This is a genomic window from Vibrio sp. J2-3(2022) (assembly GCF_021725735.1).
Classification (GTDB): domain Bacteria; phylum Pseudomonadota; class Gammaproteobacteria; order Enterobacterales; family Vibrionaceae; genus Vibrio; species Vibrio diabolicus.
In genome coordinates this window covers 1,784,448-1,803,453 of record NZ_JAKKCK010000001.1, presented here as the reverse complement: position 1 = coordinate 1,803,453, position 19,006 = coordinate 1,784,448, and the positions used below count along the sequence as shown (strand labels likewise).

Sequence of the window (19,006 nt, the reverse complement as noted above, 5' to 3'; positions counted from 1 at the left end):
TGAATTATCGTTCGTTAAGCGCTACGAATGCTAGGGGGGTCATCCAAAGCGCCTAATGTGTGCGATCTAGTTTTTGAAGAATCCGTTATACATCATGTACAAATGCGCCGCAGACCAAGAGAAGTTCGACGCACCTTGTACCGCGCCCGTCTCTGGGTTGTAGTTTTCACGAATTGGCATGTCACCCGTCATACCTTCTGCGTTGTTAAACAGTTCATTCGCCATTGCAATCGCTTCTTCTTTGTAGCCGTAGTTTTCCATCGCACGGAAGCCAAAGTACACTTGGTCTAGCCATACACGACCACGCCAGTACACATCTTTACCGTAAGCAGGGTTGGTTTGCGATGCGGTCGGCAAAGGCACACCCGTTCCTTGGAATTTATCTGGCGTGTTGAACTCGTCTTGATCACGCATTACCGCGATCACTTTATCGGCATGCTCTTGCGTTGCTGCACCATTAAACAGCGGCGACCAACCTTCAGGGCCACGTCCACGCTCTACAATCGGCAAACCCGCACAGCCATTTGCAAGAGGTTCAGGAGTAGTGCCATCTTCAGCCACATTTAAGTGAATGTCGTAGAAGAATCCTGTGCTTTCATCAAACATACATTGGTTAATGTACGTTTTGATTTTTTCTGCGCCGTTCAGGAATTCTTGCGCGCGGTCTTTACCTTCTACGCCATCGGACACCAACTTCGCCATTTCCGCTAAGTATTTGTTGTCTGAGTACATGTAAGAGGCTTGATCCACCGATTCTTGCAGCATAGAGAAGCCAAGCAGCTCACCGTCCGCTGCGTTATTGTTGGTGCGGTTTTCTGCAAAACGAACTTCCCAATCTTTCTTCGCTAGATCGAGTTTCGCTAAGTTTTCCGCTGACGTATTGCTGTACACCCACTCTTCGCCTTCCAGCTTGATGCTGTTATCAAAGCCGTACGCACTTGCCGCGTAGCGACCAAGTTGATCCACATTTCTGTCTGGATTACTGATGTCTTCAGCTTGCGAATTCATGTTGTGGATATTGTAGATAAAGCCAAAACGAGCCGCGTTATCCATGCCCGATTCCCAGCCCGCCGCTTCTTGTGCGCCGACGTGAATCGTCATGTAATCCACTTCATCGAGAATCTTATTGTAAGACGCCATGCCTTTTACTTTGTAAGAATTGCCGTTTTGCTCGATGATGTCTTCTGCAGGAATAATGGTCGTGAAGTTAGGATCGCGCGTTTCTACCCAAACGTACATCACGCCTTCTTCCGTGTTGTGTGCTGGGTCTACTGCCGCGCCGTATTCAGGCACACCATTTTGGTTGTGGTCGCGGTTGGATAGCCACCAATCGTGGTATGCCACCAACTTCGGATACATTTCATCAATGAATTTTTGCGCGTCTTCTGGGCGATCAAACTGGTTCACGAGAGCGTAATACACCTCCATCACAGACCATGCCGCCAACGATGGTTTCGTATTGCGTTCGTTCCAGTTTTCAGAGCCAGCACCACCACGACTAACAGGTTTGGTGTACGTCAACACATCCAGCAAGTAGCCTTTATCTTGCGGACGGATCTTGTCATCAGCTTGAACTTGCTCTTGGAATACCGTGCGAATGTTGTCCATCGCAACATCTGGGTTGAAATGCGCCATCGCGTACGCTTGTTTCCACGAATCCCACGGCCACGTTAAGTTACCAGAGAACCAACGCGCAGTCACCGATGGCGTGACTGTCGCTTGTTCAATATCGCCCGCCGCAGAGCGCCAGTTACCGTTTAGGGTCTCCATCGCTTTTACCGCTACGCGAGCTTGGTCTGCTGTCGCTTCTTTGTTGATAAGACCATTCGCTAAATAGCCGTCCCAACGCGCTTTCGACGCTTCCATGTATTGAGTTGGATTCGCCAATACATCTTGCAATTTCAACGATTCTGACTGCACTTCTTTCGCATTGTGCAGGTTAGAATACGCCGTATAAACCGCCGATGTTTGCTCAGCTGGTAGGCTCATCTCCGCGGTAGAACTGAATGAGGTTTCGTTGGTGAACGTCTTCGTCGGTAGAGAACGAGTAATGCGGAACTCGGCATCGCGGTCATTACGGATCGCCCAGTTGTCTTTCATCTCGCTAAAGTTAATTTTAATGCCGTTTTCGATGGTCGAAATCTGGCGCTTGTAATCTGGGTAGTACTGCGCCACGGTTTGGTTTTTGCGCGTCGACAGCGCGTATTTCACCAACTCGCCGTCCCACTCCAACGCCAAGTTCATATCACGATCAGTTTTGTTAGTGATGAGCGTTTCCACCAGCGAAGAGCGGTCAGTCACGAAGCGCAGCACCATTTGCACGTGAATATCGTCCAAGTCCAACACCTGCACTAACGCACCTGGAATGGAATAGACTTTCGCTTCTGCGTTCGATAAATCGTAAGTTTGGCCACTCACTTTGTCGGTCAACGTGAGCTTGTCGAACGTTTGGCCAGACATAAAATGTGCGTACTCTTGCGTCACTTGCATAATACCGCCGAAAGCGCCATAACCCGCCGCATCTTCAGGTAGCAAATGGCCATGCCACGCGCCGTTATCCGTCAACGCGTTGTACTTCAGGTTCGAATAACTGTCGTAATCACGCAGGTAAGTTGGATTACCAGTACGATCAATCACGTTAGTAAATTCCGAAGTTGGCGCCTGTGGTAAACGGATTTCAGTTTTATCATTGGAACCACATCCAACAAGCGAAATAGTAGCCCCGATCAGAATGGCAAGTGTGCTCTTTTTAAACATACTTTTTCCCTATTATTTACGTTATTTTTATATTCTTATTTATATAAATGAGTGTTTTTAGTGTGCAGAAGCCCGGCTCGCACTAAATAAGCACAAGCTTCCGATAATTATTCTTTTATTTTTCTTTAGCGATAGTGATGGCTTTTAATAAATCGCCATTAATATTCGGAATTGTGTCAGCCAAAAATATCTGATTACCAGGTGTAAAAGTGAGTAAAACGTTTTTTAGTCGTTGACTGTTTTCACTGGTTTTATTTTGAACATCAAACTCAATTAATTTGTTGTACACTTCATTTGCCAGCTTTTCTTCTTGTTCTTCGGTAATCGCAATACGTCCAACACAAATTGGGGGTCGAATATCGTGACTAAACACTTCTTCACGAAAGCGCTGTGCAAATAGCGTGTCTAAATTTGAACCTTCTTCAAAAATAAAGCGGCCTGTATCTTTAAATTGATAGTGTTTATCCCCTTTCAGTTCAATGTAATCCATCATTTCTAGTGCACGTAAATAGAGCGCAACGGAAGTATCACTCAGCTGGTATCTCCGTGCGATCTCTTCTAAAGACCACTCAGGTCGACGCAAAAGATAAAGAAAATCAAATAAGTGAGGATATTGATGGAAAATCTCACTGTTGGTGTCGGTGATAAACTGTTCACTCTCTTGCTGCAGCTGCTTACCTCGCATGGATAACTCAACCAAATCCGTATCTAGGTGCGTGGCGTACAACAAGATTTTATCTAAACCAAGAGACGTATTGTGAAGCTGTCTTTTTATAGTAGAAAGCGGGATTCCAAGTCCAATAGAAAGCTCAGAATATCCAATGCCTTTTTCTTTTATTTTTTCTCGTAAAGCAGCAAGTAAATACGTTGCAGAATTATTCATCTAACAATGCCTGTATTTTATTTATTCAGCATCCATGATGATAAATTCAAGAGAGTCCTACTCTTGTGATTTTGGTCTCAATATTCTATCTTGTTGGCGTAAAACATGTCTTATCCATTAGATTTTTTACTTTTCTTTAACTGGATACATTTTACCCATCCAGAACAAGTTATAGCCATTGCTCTATGGGCTTATCAAGATAATAGTCAGTATAATTGTTTTGAAGAGTAAAATTAAGATGGCAAAGATTTTTACTAAAACTTTTCTGATAAGAGCGCAAATTTTCAGATGAAAAGTATCAAAAAATGACACCAATCGATTTATAAAAGCGTGAGATCACAATTGGAAAGTGAATCTATGGAAATTTTTAATTTCAATGACCAGTAAAAACCTTGTTATATTCTGAAAATAACAAGGTTAATTTATAAAATAATTATTGAAGTAAGATCATGTTATTAAGTAAAAATTATATCTGGCTCACATATTTCTTTTTCTCGCCACCATTGTTTATTTATATGTTCTTGATGAACGTAAAAACTCTGCCCCGGCATTGGCGTCAGCAGCGTTATATGTTCTTTTTGACAATGGGTAAGCAAATCTAAAATCGGTTCGTCCCAGCGGTGAGTAAACAGTTCGTATGTAGCCCAATGTACTGGCAACAGTTTTTTCGCATTTAAATCGCGAAACGCTTGCACGGTATGATGAGCCTGCATGTGCCCCCAGTTTTCGACCGGATAACCTTGGCCTTTCACATCGGCAGCCACTTCCAAACAGGCAATGTCGATTGGCCCACATCGCTGTGCGATCTCAGAAAAGTGCGAATCGTAAGCTGAATCACCACTAAAATAGAGCGTCTCTTCTTTGCCTTTGATGACCCAAGAAGCCCACAAGGTCGAGTTTTTATCGAAATAAGTACGACCCGAATTATGGTTAGCGGGCGTACAAATCAGTTCGATTCCAGCATAGTGCACGCTATCCCACCAATCGAATTCCACGATGTTGTCTGCGCAAACGCCCCATTTTATCAGATGCTTACCAACCCCTAAGGGCACATAAAACGTCACGGGTTTATCGGCGTAGAAACGTATGGTCGACGCTTCTAAATGGTCGTAATGATCGTGCGAAATCACGATAATTTCAGGAATCGGCAAACAATCTCTGGCGTGAGTATTGGGAATATTGCGTTCAAACCACGCTTTTGCGATGAACGGAGAAGCGTAATCAAATACCGGATCGGTCAGAATTCGAATGCCATCGACCTCCACCAGCATAGTGGAATGGCCCAGCCAAGTAAGGCGCATCGATTCACTTCGCTGCGCAAACTGCGTGGGTTGAATTGGGGAATGTGGCAGATGTTCGTTAGGACTCAACGGTGTTCTACCACCAAGATAACTCCAACAAACCTGCCAGAACGATTGCGGACTAGGGACATTTGGCATCTCGTTTTTAACGCGGCCGTTTTCAAATTGAGGCGAGTGGTGAACACGGTGCGCCAACTGCGCATGGTAGGTTTGAGGCGGAATCAGTGAACTTGGCTTTTGTGTCTTTTGTTCACTCGTTAGGTATGTGCGCTTAAGTATCGTCTCAGACATATCGTAGTTTTGTCTCGCTTGCGAACGCTCAACAGTAGGTTTATTAAAACGTGCGTGTATGTCTATTTCGTGACCAAAATGAGGTGTAAGATGAAGATTCAGTTTCAATCAAACGTCTTCTATTTAAGGATACGGTTCTCAAACCTTCTGAATACTGCGTCGGTTTGAAAGGAGAAAACTATGGTGACTTGCAGCCAATACGATTTTATTGAAATCGCCTGTATGTTTAAGCCCCCTATCGAGATCACACTAAAAAATGGTGAAACTCATCAGGGCAACGCGTTCGACACAGGCTACGACATGCAGCGACAAGAGTGCTTGTTTTTAGATATGGATGGTGAGCACACCGCTTTCCCGACTGAACAATTAGTCGCAATGCGCGCGCTCAAAGCCAATCCGCATTTTGACGAAGTGACGTTTGAGTAAACGTTCTTCTTTCACTGACGCCGTCCAATAAAAAACGCCTCTCAAGCTGACACAACTTGAGAAGCGTTCTCTTACACGGTTCACCTGAACTTGTTGTTATTCACGCGACCGGATGAAAACTAGCATCGGCATCATGATCACGAACATCACTCCCACAAGCTGGAAGGTGTGCACAAACGCGACCATTTGCGATTGCTGCTGCAACATCTGTTGGTATTGGTCTAACGCAACCGGGTCAGTAATGGAAAGCCCCTGATTGGCCGCCCAGTCATGCAAGTTGGGGTTATAAGGATTAATACCCTCTCCCAGCGCATGCCATTGCTGCTGACTATCTCGATATTGGAACGTGGTGGCGATAGAGATACCAAACGAACTACCAATGGTACGGAACAGATTGTAAATACTCGCCGCCGCAACAGATTGCTCTTTCGGAATCGTTAAATACGCCAAGGTGGACAACGTCGAGAAGGTTAAGCCAAGCCCCATCCCCTGAATCATACTCGGCATCACAATCCAAAATGTATCGATCTGCAGTGAGTATTGCATCATCAAATAACTACCAATCCCGATGCAGCTCAAGCCAAAGACTATTTTGATTCTGGGATCGAATTGCGGATTGAGCGTAATCACCAAAATCAACATCGCCGCTGACGCCAACCCACGCGGTGCCATTAATAAGCCAGTGGTTGAGACCGGATAATCCAGCAAGCTTTCCAACAGCATCGGTTGTTGAGTCGTCAGACCAAACATCGCCATCGACACCACGGCAATCATCAATGACGAGACCATAAGGTTTCGGTCTTTCAGTAGCCACAATGGCGCTATTGGACTTTTGGTTTTCCAGCTGCGATAGATCCACATCACCAATCCCATTACTGCGAGCAATATCGCCGCCTGAATCATGCGTGAGTCGAGCCAGTCGTCTTCATTCCCTTTATCCAACACAAACTGCAACGCGCCCACACCTAACGCCATGTAACCGATGATCCACCAGTCAAAGTTAGGTTTGGATTTGTTGTCGATGTGGATATAGCGATAAATCAAAGAGGTACAGATCAAACCGAATGGCAAGTTAATGTAAAAAATCCAGCGCCAATTGATATTGTCGGTGATCACGCCACCCACGACTGGGCCCAAAATAGGACCAAGCAAAATGCCGATGGAGAAAATCGCCATCGCTTTGCCTTTTTGCTCGTACGGATAAATCTGCACTAACGTCGACTGCGCCAATGGAATCACCGACGCGCCGAAAGCGCCTTGGATAATGCGAAATAGCACCATCTCTTCAAGAGACTGTGCTTGCCCACAAAGCGCACTGGCAATCACAAAACCGATCACGGCAACCAGCATGACTTTGCGTTCACCAAAGCGCGACACCCAGAAACTGGTCATCGGAATGAAGATCGCTTCCGCCATGCTGTAACCCGTCAGCCCCCAAGTAATTTGGTCTGCCGTTGCGCCCAATGCGCCCATCATGTGCGATAGCGACACGTTCGCAACGGTCATATCGATTAACACCATGATGGCAGAAAGCATCACGGCGACGGTGGCAATCCCCCGTTTGTCTGCCGTAATTTGATGACTCATTGCACGCTACTTTGCAAATCAATTGTGACTTCTGAGCTCGCACCCACGCGAAGTTGCGGCGCATCGGCCGGTACTTCTAATGCCAAACGTACAGGGAAACGCTGTTTGATTTTAACCCAGTTACCCGTTGCGTTTTCTGGTGGCATCAAGGAGAACGATGTACCACTCGCAGGCGACAGCTGTTCTACCGTTGCTTTCCACACCACGTCTGGGTACATATCAATCACCACATCCGCATGCATGCCAGGTTTAATATAAGTAAGATCGGTTTCTTTAAAGTTCGCGCGTACCCAATAGCTGTCTTTTAAAATCACAGGGAACAGCGTTTGACCCACGCTAACGACCGAGCCTACGTGCGTATTGATTTCACCGGCAATGCCATCCACTGGTGACGTAATGTGGGTGTAACTCAAGTTCAGCTCCGCTTGCGCTAACTGAGCTGCCGCTTGTTGAACGACCGCAGCCTCTGCGCCTTCTTCACCACGGTTCGCAATGGCTTTTTCTACCGTCGCGCGCGCTTGCTCTAAGCTCGCTTGGGCATTGGCTAGTTTGTTTTTCGCCGTATCTAAATCTTGGTCCGACGCCAGTTTGCGTTTCACCAAGGAATCCGTACGTTTGTACTCCACTTGCGCTTCTGTCAGGTTAGAGCGCGCCGCATCTAAGCCCGCAACGGCTTCAGTTACCTGCTTATCGGCAACGTCATGTTGCTGGACCGCCAATTGGTATGCCGCTTTTGCCTGCTTCACTGCCAACAGATATGGGCGCGAATCAATCTTCAGCAGTAGATCACCTTTGTTAACAGATTGGAAGTCTTTGACATCCACAGAAACCACTTGGCCTTTTACTTGAGGGGCTACCGATAAAATTTTTGCCCTAACGTAGGCATCTTCCGTGCTTGGATGACTATCTGAATACTGCCAAGACCAATACATCGCACCAAATGCGATAACACATAGAGTAAAGAAAAGAATTTTTACCAGCTTAGATCTAGAGGAAGAATGCTTCGCGATGTCGCCGCTCATTTATATTGTCCACTTGTTCAATTATGTGATCAGTGTAGGACTTTTCGATCTTCCGACAATAAAATGATCTGCAAGGTAAAGATCCAATTTTGCATGTTGCTAAGTGGAGTAAATGATGTGCAATCAAAACGAGGATAAAAAGAGGGGCAGTCCCCGTAACCGCCCCCAAAGTCATGCCAATAATAGTAATGTGCGTGTAACTACTGGTTTTTCTTAGAACTTGTAACCGCCGCTGATCATAAATACCCAAGGGTTAATTTTGACGTCGGTTTTTTGCTTCGCTCCACCTGCTTTGTAAGTTGCTTCTGTTTCAATGTTTGCGTACCACGCAGCAGCGTTGAGGAACCATTGATCGTTGATCATGTAGTCCACACCAATATTCGCTGCTAGACCGAATGAGTCATCCAACTTAAGATCTGAAAGACCAGCGCCTTTACCCGTGCTATTGAAACCCTCATCAAAGAACATGGTGTAGTTGAGACCTGCACCAACATATGGACGGAATTTACTTTGTGGCTCGCCAAAGTAGTACTGAACCATAAGCGTTGGTGGAAGATGTTTGGTGTCCGCGATATCACCAAGACCTAACAAATCTGTTGAGATATCGTGGCTGAATGGTGTTGCTGCTAGAAGCTCTAGGCTGATGTTATCTGTGAACATGTAGCCAAACGTCAAACCAAGCTGCGTATTTGAATCCACTTTCAATTCTTCTTGAGAACCAAGAATCTTATCGCTGCTGTCATTTGGAACGACAGACGCCGCACCAACACGAAGAACGAAGTCACCTTGTTTATGAGCGAAAACACTTGGTGACACGAGTGCAGCAACCACTGCTAGACTGCAGATTGTTTTTTTCATTTTTTATTTCCTTTTATAGGGCTTCGTTATGTCGTACCCAAAGGTGTGCCTGCTGACTGGCCTTAGATTTCAAGTAAACTCAGCGCCTTGAAGCACACGGGCATCTATATTTTTTTGAGCTGCGCGCAATCTAGCACATAGAAACCCTACTATTTTGATGGAAATCAATTTGTGAAAAATATAGGTTTTTTGTATAGAGAAACGCCATACCGATCAACAAATTATGCAAATCGGATACAATTCTGTAATGCAAACTGTGCGTGTGAGAAGCTATGCATGCTCAAAAACACGAATCCTCTCGCTAAGGCTCGTAGCTAGCAAAAACTTTTTTCTTCCTCTACGTCTTCTATTTTCAAAAAACAACCCACTTAGAACACTCGTTTGACCCCTTAAAATCGCGATTTGAGGGGTTTGTAAAACACTGAAATACAAGAAGTTATTTTTCTGGAAAATCAGTCACTTGGAGTGCTAGTCTGCTCGCAGATAAGGAGAAGACATGTTAAAAACCGATCTCATTTTTGAACGAGAAAACTTTTCTCATCACGATTTTCAGAATGCCACCTTTAAAAACTGCCACTTTTATATGTGCAGTTTCGACCATGCCGATCTGCGCGATGCTAAGTTCATCGACTGTCGCTTTATCGAATCCAAAGCGCTAGAAGGGTGTAGTTTTCGCTTCGCGAACTTAAAAGATGCCAGCTTTACGAACTGTATGTTGGCGATGAGCCTGTTTAACGGCGCAAATTGTATGGGCTTGGAGCTGCGTAAGTGCGATCTCAAAGGGGCAAACTTTCAAGGTGCGAACTTTGCCAATCGCGTCAGTAACACCATGTTTTTCTGTTCTGCTTTTATTACTGGCTGCAACCTCACCTACTGTAACTTCGAGCGAGTGTTACTAGAAAAATGTGACCTCTTTGAAAACCGTTGGAACGGTGCGAACCTCGCAGGGGCAACTCTCAAAGGCTCGGATTTATCTCGCTGCGAATTCTCGCCAGAACAATGGGGAACCTTTAACGTTGAGCTGTGTGATCTGACTCATGTCGAACTAGACGGGCTGGATGTTCGCCGCGTTTCTCTGTTTGGTGTTAAAATTTGTGATTGGCAACAAGAGCAATTGCTTGCGCCTTTTGGACTGATCATTATCTAAGGAAAGGCCATGAACCTGTTTAAAGACTTACCGAATAACCTCGACGAGGAAGTGTTCGAAGACCTGCTGACCCACAAAAACCTGCGTATAGAACGCATTGTCTCAACAGGGCAAACCTCGCCCAAAAGTGGCTGGTACGATCAACAAGAACATGAATGGGTATTGGTTCTTAAAGGAGCTGGAGAGCTGACTTTGGAATCAGGTGTAGTGAAACGACTTGAGGCAGGCGATCACGTTACGATTCCGGCGCATACCAAACACAAAGTGAGCTGGACTGACCCAACGCAAGAAACCATTTGGTTGGCAGTGTTTTATCAATAAACACAAAACGATCTTAAATCGAAAAATAGGCGCTGAATTTGCTCGATACTACCAAGCCGTCACTGGCACTGTTTGATTTTGATGGCACCATTACCCGAGAGGATATGTTTAGCCTTTTCCTCCACTATTCTGCTTATGGCCTGCGCAAGCGAGTAGGAAAGGTCGCTATCATGCCATTTTATGCGCTGTACAAACTCGGAGTGTTACCCGCTCGTCTTATGCGTCCGCTCAGCAGTTTTATTGCATTTTCAGGGAAAGAAACGCAGCAAATTGAAGCGATTGGCGCTCAGTTTGCCCATGACGTGATCCCGCTGTACTTACGACCAGAAGCGATGGAAAGGTTGGCGTGGCATCAACACAGAGGCGATACCATTGTGGTGGTGTCGGCATCACTCAATGCGTATCTCAAGCCTTGGTGTGAAGCGAACGGTTACCACTTGCTGTGCAGTGAACTGATCTCAGAGCAGCCAAAACTGAGTGGCTTTTACCAGCAAGGTGATTGCTGTTTAGAAAGAAAAGTCTCGCGCGTTAAGGCGGCGTTTTCGCTCGACGAGTTTGCGTCTATTTATGCCTACGGTGATACACACGAAGACATTCCGATGCTCAAACTGGCAGACTACGCGATGCTCAACTGGATCGAGTGGAGAGCAAGCGAATAACGATAAGTGCTCTGATTTTCAAGACAACCACTCTGCCAAAGTGGTCGTTTTAGACTGAAAAAACAAACCCTTCTCACATGAGAAGGGTTTTATTGATCAGGGCCCGAATAAATGGCTTAACGCCATACACCCCATTGACCCGTTGTGCCTGGTTCCTCACCAGACGTCCACCACTGAGCGGTCCATTCTTTGCCGTTGTGCGTCACCACATCACCTTGGTTGTAAACGGCCGTCTTGTTCCACAAGTTGGTTGGCTCAACAGGTGGCGGTACATCCGCTTTGATCAGTGACAACGCATAACTGAAGTCTGCACTTGGCGCTAATACTTGGTTCGCATTCACGTTCTTACTATCGAACATGTAGTGGTTCATCTCTTGATGCCAAATGCCCACATACCAATCGCCCGTTTGCTGCGCGTTAAATTGATCCGCAATTTCTGCCGCCCAAGTCGTCGTATTGTTTGCGCTGATTGGCAGTGAAATATCAACAATTTCATTGCCTGTCGCATTAAACGTACGGAAACGGATGGTGTCACCCGCTTCTACTGGTCCAAAACCTTGCTGAACAAAGTAGCCCAGAGATGTCAGATTGTTGCCCGGTTCGGTTGGATCAACGGGGTCAGTCGGCGGCGTCGTACCTGTTCCGTTTAACGTAATGTCACTACAGTTGTAGAAACCTTCACCAGCGACATCAATGCGCTGCCAACGAGTATAAAGCACCGCATCGCCGGAGCGATCGGCAGGGAAAGTGACTTGAATACGGTAGCGTTTTTCCGCATCAACATACACGTCACCTGCGGTGTCAATCAGCTCTAAATCCCCCCAAGTAAGAGGTTTTGAATCATCATAGGTCGGCTTGGTGAGATAGAATTCCCAGTACGATGGGTTGTGCGGCGCCTTGCCGTAAAACACCAATTCAATCTGGTTATTTGCATCTGGCGTAACATTGGTGCGCTGCCAGTTTGGAGAAGGAATGTTCAAGCCTTTCTTAGCGGCATCGCCGGCAGAACACAGTTCGCCGTCACGGACTACGGCTTTAACATGCTCCATATCTCGGTAATTTGGTACGTTTGCTGCAATTTCACTGCGTTGCACAAACGGGTAAGCACCAGATTCTTCAAAAGCCGCTTTACACGCTTGGTTGGGGATCTCATTGGTCCAAAAACCACCGTCTAAATAACACGTATTCTGACGAGCACTTGGAAATTCTACCCAGCCGTGGGCGTTGACGTTAAATGAGCTCAATGCGGCAACAGCGCTTAAGCTCAAAAGAGGAAGTGTTACATGTGATTTCATCGTTCATCCTTAAATTTGCTGACTCGCCGCTCATGAACACAAGCGGTTTAAGCAAAACTAGCAGGATGAGATTATTTCGAAGGTGAGAATAAAGGTGGAAATTGTAAGAGTGCCATCTGCTTTCCAGCATTTGTTGTGTACTTATCTCATACTCGACTGACTCTTTCGAGTCACTTCAAATTCATGTGCCACAAAACCATGCCAATCTTGACCGACTAACGTTCGTCTTTCGGTGTGTCCATTACCACCATGGTTGTGATCGACTTGACGTGCTCACACTCACCCAGTACATCGGCATGGAACGCTTTATATGCGGCTAAACTTTGCGTTTCTACGCGTATTAAATATTCATTGGCTCCCGTAATATTGTGACATTCCACCACTTCATCCACAAAGCGCACGTGTTCTTCAAAACCAAGCTGTGCTTGCTTAGAGTGCGAGGCCAAACCAATCGACACATAAGCGACAAAACCTACGCCAAGTTGCTGATTATCCAGCACCGCTCGGTAGCCTTTGATCACGCCTTTACGCTCTAAATCTTGCACTCGGCGTAAGGTTGCAGACGGAGATAAACCAACGCGTTCCGACAGCTCCACATTGGAGATTCTTCCGTCTCGCTTGAGCACTTGCAATATTCTTTCGTCAAATCTATCCATAATGATGTTTCATTGCTTATTTAGTTTCTAATCATCAAATAAAAGCACAATATTGACCTCAGTTCTACTTATAGTTGTTCTCAACTTATCGAGAACAGATTCAAGGAACAATCTATGGAATATCATCAACTGGGCGCTTTGGCGTTGTTCGCTTTTATCTCCACTTTTACGCCGGGTCCCAATAACATTATGTTGATGACCTCAGGGGCAAATGTTGGATTTAAACGCACCATTCCACACATGTTGGGCATTACCTTCGGTTTTGGTGCCATGCTAATTTTGGTGGGCATTGGCTTGATGAGCCTCTTCAACGCTTACCCGATTACTCACTCCATTTTGAAAGTATTGAGCTTGAGTTATTTGCTGTACTTGACGTACAAAATCGCCACGAGCGGCAAAACCGAAGCAAAACACGATTTTCGCCCGATGTCTTTTTTAGGGGCGGTGGCATTCCAGTGGGTGAACCCAAAAGGTTGGTCGATGGCGTTGACGGCCATTACGGTATACACCAGTGGCGGTTCTTGGCTTGAACTGACTTTTATCGCCGGTATCTTCTGTTTAGCCAACTTGCCATCGGTAACATTTTGGACCGCGGCAGGCATGCAACTTCAACGCTGGTTGACCACATCTAGGCGTGTAAAAGGGTTTAACTATGGGATGGCAGCGCTTTTACTGCTGTCGACTATCCCAATGATATAGAAGACAAAATATCCGTAAAACCGTGATCTAATACAAAGTTCAGGTAGATACTGAATCAATAATCACAATCTAACGCCACTTTTGGACAATGCCAGGGTCATAGTAGCGAAGCAATGCGCTATTTATTAAAAGCACACTAATCATAAGCCACAGCTATTTTAATGTTCGTTGCTTGCTCGCAGTAACTGCGATGAATCTATCACCCTGGCCAAAAGCTCATTAGCTTAAGGTCCTTTACACAAGGAGCGTTACACAATGCACACTCGCAAGCTTATTCTTGCTGCCACTTTTGGATTATTATTGGCGGGTTGCAGTCAAACATCCACCACAACCAATGCTGAAGTCATTCCACCCGAGTATCCAGTGGATTATTTCTTTAAAAACAGCGAAGTTTCTAGCTATCAAATCTCTCCTGCTGGTGACTACATCTCAATGATGAAGCCATGGCAAGACCGTAAGAACGTCTTTGTTTATCCCACAGATAACCCCGATCAGATAAAACGCGTCACATCCGTAACAGGGCGCGACATTGCATACTACTACTGGGTTGGCGAAGACACCGTAATTTACTCTCGTGATACGGGAGGAGATGAAAACTTTTATCTCGTGACGGTTAATGTCAAAACAGGCGAAGAGAAAACCATCACACCGACATCCGGCGTTGTGGCATACGTCATCGACACACTAGACAATCAACCCGATGACATTTTGATTTCGAGTAACGAGCGTAACCCGCAAGTCTTTGATGTCTATCGACATAATCTAAAAACAGGCGAAAATACTCTCGTCGCGCAAAACCCGGGCAATGTGCGCTCATGGGGTACCGATCACGATGGCAACATTCGTGTCATCACCACATCAGATGGTGTTAATACCTCCGTTTTATATCGCGATACGGTTGAAGATGAATTTAAGCCGCTAAAAAATCTCACTTTCAAAGAGAGCTTTAGCCCCATTTCATTCACGCCGGACAACAAAAACTTATATGTGGCATCACGAATTACGCGTGATAAATCAGCCATCGTTGAATACGATGTAAAAGCCAATAAAGAAATACGAGAAATCTTCTCTCACCCGGAAGTTGACGTGAATAGCGCTCATTACTCTGAAGCGCTTAATAAGCTGGTTTCAGTCTCTTACGTGACAGATAAAAACCACTATCACTTCTTAGATAATTCCTACCAACAAACCTTCGAACGCCTCTCAGAGAAACTGCCAAATGTGGAAATTTCTGTAACCAGTGCGACGCGAGATGAAAGTAAAATGATTGTCGTCACCTACAGCGATGTCGATCGACCGAATTACTACTTCTACGATCGTAAAGCAGACAAATTGGAGAAATTGGCAGAAAACGCTCCATGGCATAAGCCAGAACATATGGCGAAGATGACGCCTATCCAATACACCGCTCGCGATGGAGAAACCATTCATGGCTACCTAACGCTGCCGAAGGGTCGAGAAGCCAAAGATCTGCCTTTGCTTGTGCTCCCACACGGCGGTCCATGGGCTCGTGATCACTGGGGATTTCAGCCTGAGGTGCAATTATTCGCTAACCGCGGTATCGCGGTGCTGCAAATGAACTTCAGGGGCTCAACTGGTTATGGTCGCGAGTTTTGGGAGAAGTCGTTTAAGCAATGGGGACAATCCATGCAGGATGACATTACCGACGGTGTCAAATGGGCTACCGAACAAGGTTACGCACAAGATGGCAACGTATGTATTTATGGTGCCTCTTATGGCGGCTACGCAACTCTGGCGGGGGTGACATTCACTCCTGATTTGTATAAGTGCGGAATCGACTACGTTGGCGTATCTAACTTATTTACCTTTATGGACTCCATTCCACCTTATTGGGCACCATTCCTTGCAATGTTACACGAGCAAGTAGGCAATCCGAATGATCCTGAAGACGCGAAAATGATGAAAGCCTACTCACCAGTGTTCCATGTCGACCAAATTAAGGCACCTTTATTGGTCCTACAAGGTGCACAAGATCCACGCGTGGTGAAGAGCGAGTCAGACCAAATCGTTGATGCACTACGCGAACGAGGCGTCGAGGTCGAATACATCGTGAAGGAAAATGAGGGGCACGGATTCCGCTCTTTGGAGAACCGTCTTGATGGTTACCAAGCGATGGATAGATTCCTAAAAACACATTTACTTGAGCAGACTCAGTAAGCCTTTACATCGCTAAGTTCGAAAGGGCATGTTGGCGTGCCCTTTCTTATTTTTTCTACGTATTTTGCTCGACCCAGTCCACAGTACTACTGCAATACTCCAATAATCCAGCTCAATTCACAGTGTAAATTTATATAAAGACACTACCCTCTTATGAGAGATCTTGATAACCTTAAATGAGAAAGAGAATAATTATCGAGTAGAGTCAAAGATGAAGAAGAAGCCTCAACCTAAAACGATTGTTGTCACAGATACAGAGACAATTACCCCAAATATGCAGCGTATTACTTTGCAAGGTGAAGCGCTAAGCCAGTTTCCACGCGACTGCGAAGGTAGCTACATCAAGCTATTGTTCAATGAGATGGGCGGTACCGATTTGAGCACGCTAAGCGACGATGACCGACCAATCATGCGCACTTACACAATTCGACGCTTTCATCCAGAAACCAGCTCAATCGAAGTGGATTTCGTCCGACACGTAACGCAAGATCTGCAATGCGGATTTGCAGCACGTTGGGCAATGGCCGCACAAAAAGGCGATACGATTAATATCGTAGGTCCAGGCAGTATCTCTAATTTGAATACCGAGGCTGACTGGTTCTTTATGGCCGCCGATATGACAGCACTTCCTGCTCTTTCAGCGAAAATTCGTACGCTACCAGAAGAGGCAAAAGGCTATGCCGTGATCAGTGTGATGTCTGCGGCAGACATCCAGCCTCTGCACGCACCAGTTGGTATAGAGCTAATTTGGCTTACAGAAGGTCAAACCCTAGCAGAAGCGGTACGCGAACAAAAATGGCTAGATGGGGACGCCGCAGTATGGTGTGCCTGTGAGTTCGATTCAATGCGCGCGCTACGCCAATACTTCCGCAACGAGAAAGAAGTTGATCGTGAAAATATCTACATCAGCAGCTATTGGAAACAAGGCGTGTCGGAAGACGGGCACAAAGTGATTAAACGTGAAGACGCGGAATCCAATCAATAGTGGTTCATGTCTTTTCGATTCCAGCTCTCATCCCAATAAAAACGCCCGGCATTACCGGGCGTTTTAGCAACATACCTTGTAATGAGCACTTTAAGCCGCTAATCAACAAGCTCTTGCGCCAAAAAGTCGATCAATAACCGCACTTTTGGCGACAAATTGCGACTTTGCGGATACAGCGCCCAAATGCCTTCGCGATCGTCGCGGTAATCGGTCAGTACTTCGACTAACTCACCACTGTCTAACGCTTCTTGAACGTAGTAATCCGGCAGCTGCACTAAACCAAGACCGCGTTTCGCTGCATCCACCAAAGCAAAACCACTGTTGCATTTAATCCGTCCCGACACGCGTAAAGATTTATCGCGTTTATTTTCCTTAAAGTGCCAATAGTCGACCGAGCCAACCAAGCACTGATGCCGTCCCAATTCCGACAACGTATGTGGCTCACCAAAACGCTCCAAGTACATCGGACTGGCACACACGTAGGTTTGACGTGAGGAAAGACGCTTGGCGATCATGCTGGAATCTTGCAAACGGCCAAGACGAATCGCCACATCCACACCTTGCTCAATCAAATCCAGTTTTTGGTTGGTCAGCACTAAATCGAGATCCACACGCGGGTACTTTTCCAAAAACTGATGCAAAAGCGGCGCGAGGTTCATTTCCCCATACGTCACAGGAGCCGTCACGCGCAGTAAACCGCGCGGTTCCGTCTGCATTTGCGTTACGGCAAGCTCGGCCAGTTCTAACCCTTCCACCAAATGTTTACACTGCTGGTAATAGAGTTGTCCGGCTTCAGACAGGGAGACTTTTCGCGTCGTGCGATGCAGCAATTTCACCGCAAGTCGTTCTTCAAGTGCTGATACCCGACGACTGATTTGTGCCACCGATGTTTTCAGCTTAGCTGCTGCTCCGGTAAAACTGTTGGTTTCCGCCACAGCAACAAATTCGCTGACCCCTTCCCAATTCGCCATGCTGTATTCCTGTCGACCTCTTTTAGACAAATAGTGATGAAAATGTTCTCGTCGCGCTACGCTTTGAAAACGGGAGAATTTTACGCATCAGGCAACGGACGAAGATCGCCGTACTGCGCATCAAGTTCAATGCCGAAGTATTCTTTCAATGCATCCAGATAGGCTTGGCCTGGCTCTAACTCCAATTCTGTCTGCTCACCTTGGCTGGTGTATTTGAGTGTGTAGTTAAGCAATGTCACCAACCCACTTTCTGTTGCTTTCGCCGCGACTCTTGCGCTGGTAAAACGCGAGTGAGGAGAAGTGGAAGTAAAAAAGTTGCCACACGCGATATCACCCGCAAACACAAACTCTAAATCGAAGCTATAAAGGTTGTTCCATGTGTCCGTTCCATCCGTTGACAACACTTGAAGGAAGTAACCAAACTGAGCATCTTCGACAAAGCGGAAGGTTTGTAAATCCGTCTGAATCACTTGGTTGAGGATAAACGGCAATGGCGCGCGCGGCGTATTGGAGCCAAAGCCCACATCAACAATCCATGCTTGTTCATCCAGCGTCACCAACGTGATTTGATGACTACGGCCAGTTGGTGTGCCCGACACATGCACACGCCCTAGTAAACTGCGTGCTTCAAATCCGAGAGTATTGAGTACCTCAAGCATTAAACCATTCAATTCAAAACAGTAACCACCGCGAGAGTGATACACCGTTTTTTGAATGATGTCTTCAATCTCAACAGAGATGCCGCGCTGCAACGCAATATCAAAGTTCTCAAACGGCAGGCTGCGGTGCTGTGCCACGTGTACTTTATGTAATGTTTCTAAATCGGCAGGTAGCTCTCTTGGCAAACCGAGCTTGGTTAAATAGGCATTCAGATCCGTCTTGTTCATAATCACTCTTACTTCGCTGATGGGTTGATTGCGTTCTACTCTAGCCCCTCTACCTAACTTCAGGTCAACTGCCTTTTCCGCTT

General features: G+C 46.1%; 17 protein-coding genes. 7 read left to right on the top strand and 10 right to left on the bottom strand.

What is annotated here, in order from left to right:
- Positions 1–66: 66 nt before the first annotated feature.
- The 3 genes from ygjK to L3V27_RS07820 form a co-directional block, all read right to left on the bottom strand.
- Positions 67–2,757, bottom strand: coding sequence for an alpha-glucosidase (ygjK, locus tag L3V27_RS07830; RefSeq protein WP_237311518.1), 2,691 nt, complete (start codon positions 2,755–2,757; stop codon positions 67–69).
- Between the two features lie 115 nt (positions 2,758–2,872).
- A complete protein-coding gene (locus tag L3V27_RS07825) occupies positions 2,873–3,640 on the bottom strand; it encodes a hypothetical protein (protein WP_020841655.1) in 768 nt (255 codons plus the stop codon).
- Between the two features lie 455 nt (positions 3,641–4,095).
- Positions 4,096–5,232, bottom strand: coding sequence for an MBL fold metallo-hydrolase (locus tag L3V27_RS07820; protein WP_065645290.1), 1,137 nt, complete (start codon positions 5,230–5,232; stop codon positions 4,096–4,098).
- 180 nt (positions 5,233–5,412) lie between these two features.
- Here L3V27_RS07820 and L3V27_RS07815 point away from each other — a divergent pair, with 180 nt between their 5' ends.
- On the top strand, positions 5,413–5,658 hold the full coding sequence (locus tag L3V27_RS07815; RefSeq protein WP_237311516.1) for a Rho-binding antiterminator: 246 nt from the start codon (positions 5,413–5,415) through the stop codon (positions 5,656–5,658).
- A gap of 96 nt (positions 5,659–5,754) precedes the next feature.
- Here the strand turns inward: L3V27_RS07815 and L3V27_RS07810 are convergent, their stop codons facing one another.
- From L3V27_RS07810 to ompW, 3 genes are all read right to left on the bottom strand, one after another.
- Positions 5,755–7,245: an MDR family MFS transporter gene (locus tag L3V27_RS07810; protein WP_237311515.1), complete on the bottom strand. Its 1,491-nt coding sequence runs from the start codon at positions 7,243–7,245 to the stop codon at positions 5,755–5,757.
- A complete protein-coding gene (locus L3V27_RS07805) occupies positions 7,242–8,267 on the bottom strand; it encodes an HlyD family secretion protein (RefSeq protein WP_237311514.1) in 1,026 nt (341 codons plus the stop codon). Before L3V27_RS07805 ends, L3V27_RS07810 begins: the two co-directional genes overlap by 4 nt.
- Before the next feature lie 213 nt (positions 8,268–8,480).
- On the bottom strand, positions 8,481–9,125 hold the full coding sequence (ompW, locus tag L3V27_RS07800) for an outer membrane protein OmpW (RefSeq protein WP_005391962.1): 645 nt from the start codon (positions 9,123–9,125) through the stop codon (positions 8,481–8,483).
- A 496-nt stretch (positions 9,126–9,621) separates the two neighbouring features.
- On the opposite strand from ompW, the gene L3V27_RS07795 reads away from it, so the two are divergent.
- Genes L3V27_RS07795 through L3V27_RS07785 form a run of 3 tightly spaced genes read left to right on the top strand, consistent with a single transcriptional unit; the run spans position 9,622 to position 11,252 of the window.
- Positions 9,622–10,272, top strand: a complete 651-nt coding sequence (locus L3V27_RS07795; RefSeq protein ID WP_237311513.1) for a Qnr family pentapeptide repeat protein — start codon at positions 9,622–9,624, stop codon at positions 10,270–10,272.
- Positions 10,273–10,281: 9 nt separating this feature from the next.
- Positions 10,282–10,593 carry a cupin domain-containing protein gene (locus tag L3V27_RS07790; RefSeq protein WP_237311512.1) on the top strand — a complete coding sequence of 104 codons (312 nt, stop codon included), beginning with the start codon at positions 10,282–10,284 and terminating at the stop codon, positions 10,591–10,593.
- A gap of 38 nt (positions 10,594–10,631) precedes the next feature.
- The gene (locus tag L3V27_RS07785; protein WP_237311511.1) at positions 10,632–11,252 is read left to right on the top strand and encodes an HAD-IB family hydrolase; all 621 of its coding nucleotides are present in this window, start codon (positions 10,632–10,634) and stop codon (positions 11,250–11,252) included.
- Positions 11,253–11,368: 116 nt separating this feature from the next.
- On the opposite strand, the gene L3V27_RS07780 is transcribed toward L3V27_RS07785, so the two are convergent.
- Positions 11,369–12,547 (bottom strand): lytic polysaccharide monooxygenase, encoded by a 1,179-nt coding sequence (locus tag L3V27_RS07780; RefSeq protein ID WP_237311510.1) that lies wholly within the window; start codon positions 12,545–12,547, stop codon positions 11,369–11,371.
- 215 nt (positions 12,548–12,762) lie between these two features.
- The gene (locus L3V27_RS07775; protein ID WP_029862756.1) at positions 12,763–13,203 is read right to left on the bottom strand and encodes an Lrp/AsnC family transcriptional regulator; all 441 of its coding nucleotides are present in this window, start codon (positions 13,201–13,203) and stop codon (positions 12,763–12,765) included.
- Between the two features lie 114 nt (positions 13,204–13,317).
- Between L3V27_RS07775 and L3V27_RS07770 the strand changes: the two genes are divergently transcribed.
- From L3V27_RS07770 to L3V27_RS07760, 3 genes are all read left to right on the top strand, one after another.
- Complete coding sequence (locus L3V27_RS07770; protein ID WP_237311509.1) at positions 13,318–13,902, top strand: LysE family translocator; 585 nt, start codon at positions 13,318–13,320, stop codon at positions 13,900–13,902.
- A 255-nt stretch (positions 13,903–14,157) separates the two neighbouring features.
- A complete protein-coding gene (locus tag L3V27_RS07765) occupies positions 14,158–16,080 on the top strand; it encodes a S9 family peptidase (protein ID WP_237311508.1) in 1,923 nt (640 codons plus the stop codon).
- 211 nt (positions 16,081–16,291) lie between these two features.
- Entirely contained in the window at positions 16,292–17,065 is a 774-nt protein-coding gene (locus L3V27_RS07760; RefSeq protein ID WP_237311506.1) for a siderophore-interacting protein, read from the top strand.
- Positions 17,066–17,163: 98 nt separating this feature from the next.
- Here L3V27_RS07760 and L3V27_RS07755 read toward each other — a convergent pair whose 3' ends face one another.
- Positions 17,164–18,036: a LysR family transcriptional regulator gene (locus tag L3V27_RS07755; protein WP_020841645.1), complete on the bottom strand. Its 873-nt coding sequence runs from the start codon at positions 18,034–18,036 to the stop codon at positions 17,164–17,166.
- An 80-nt stretch (positions 18,037–18,116) separates the two neighbouring features.
- Complete coding sequence (locus L3V27_RS07750; protein ID WP_046875599.1) at positions 18,117–18,923, bottom strand: arylamine N-acetyltransferase; 807 nt, start codon at positions 18,921–18,923, stop codon at positions 18,117–18,119.
- Between the last annotated feature and the right edge of the window lie 83 nt (positions 18,924–19,006).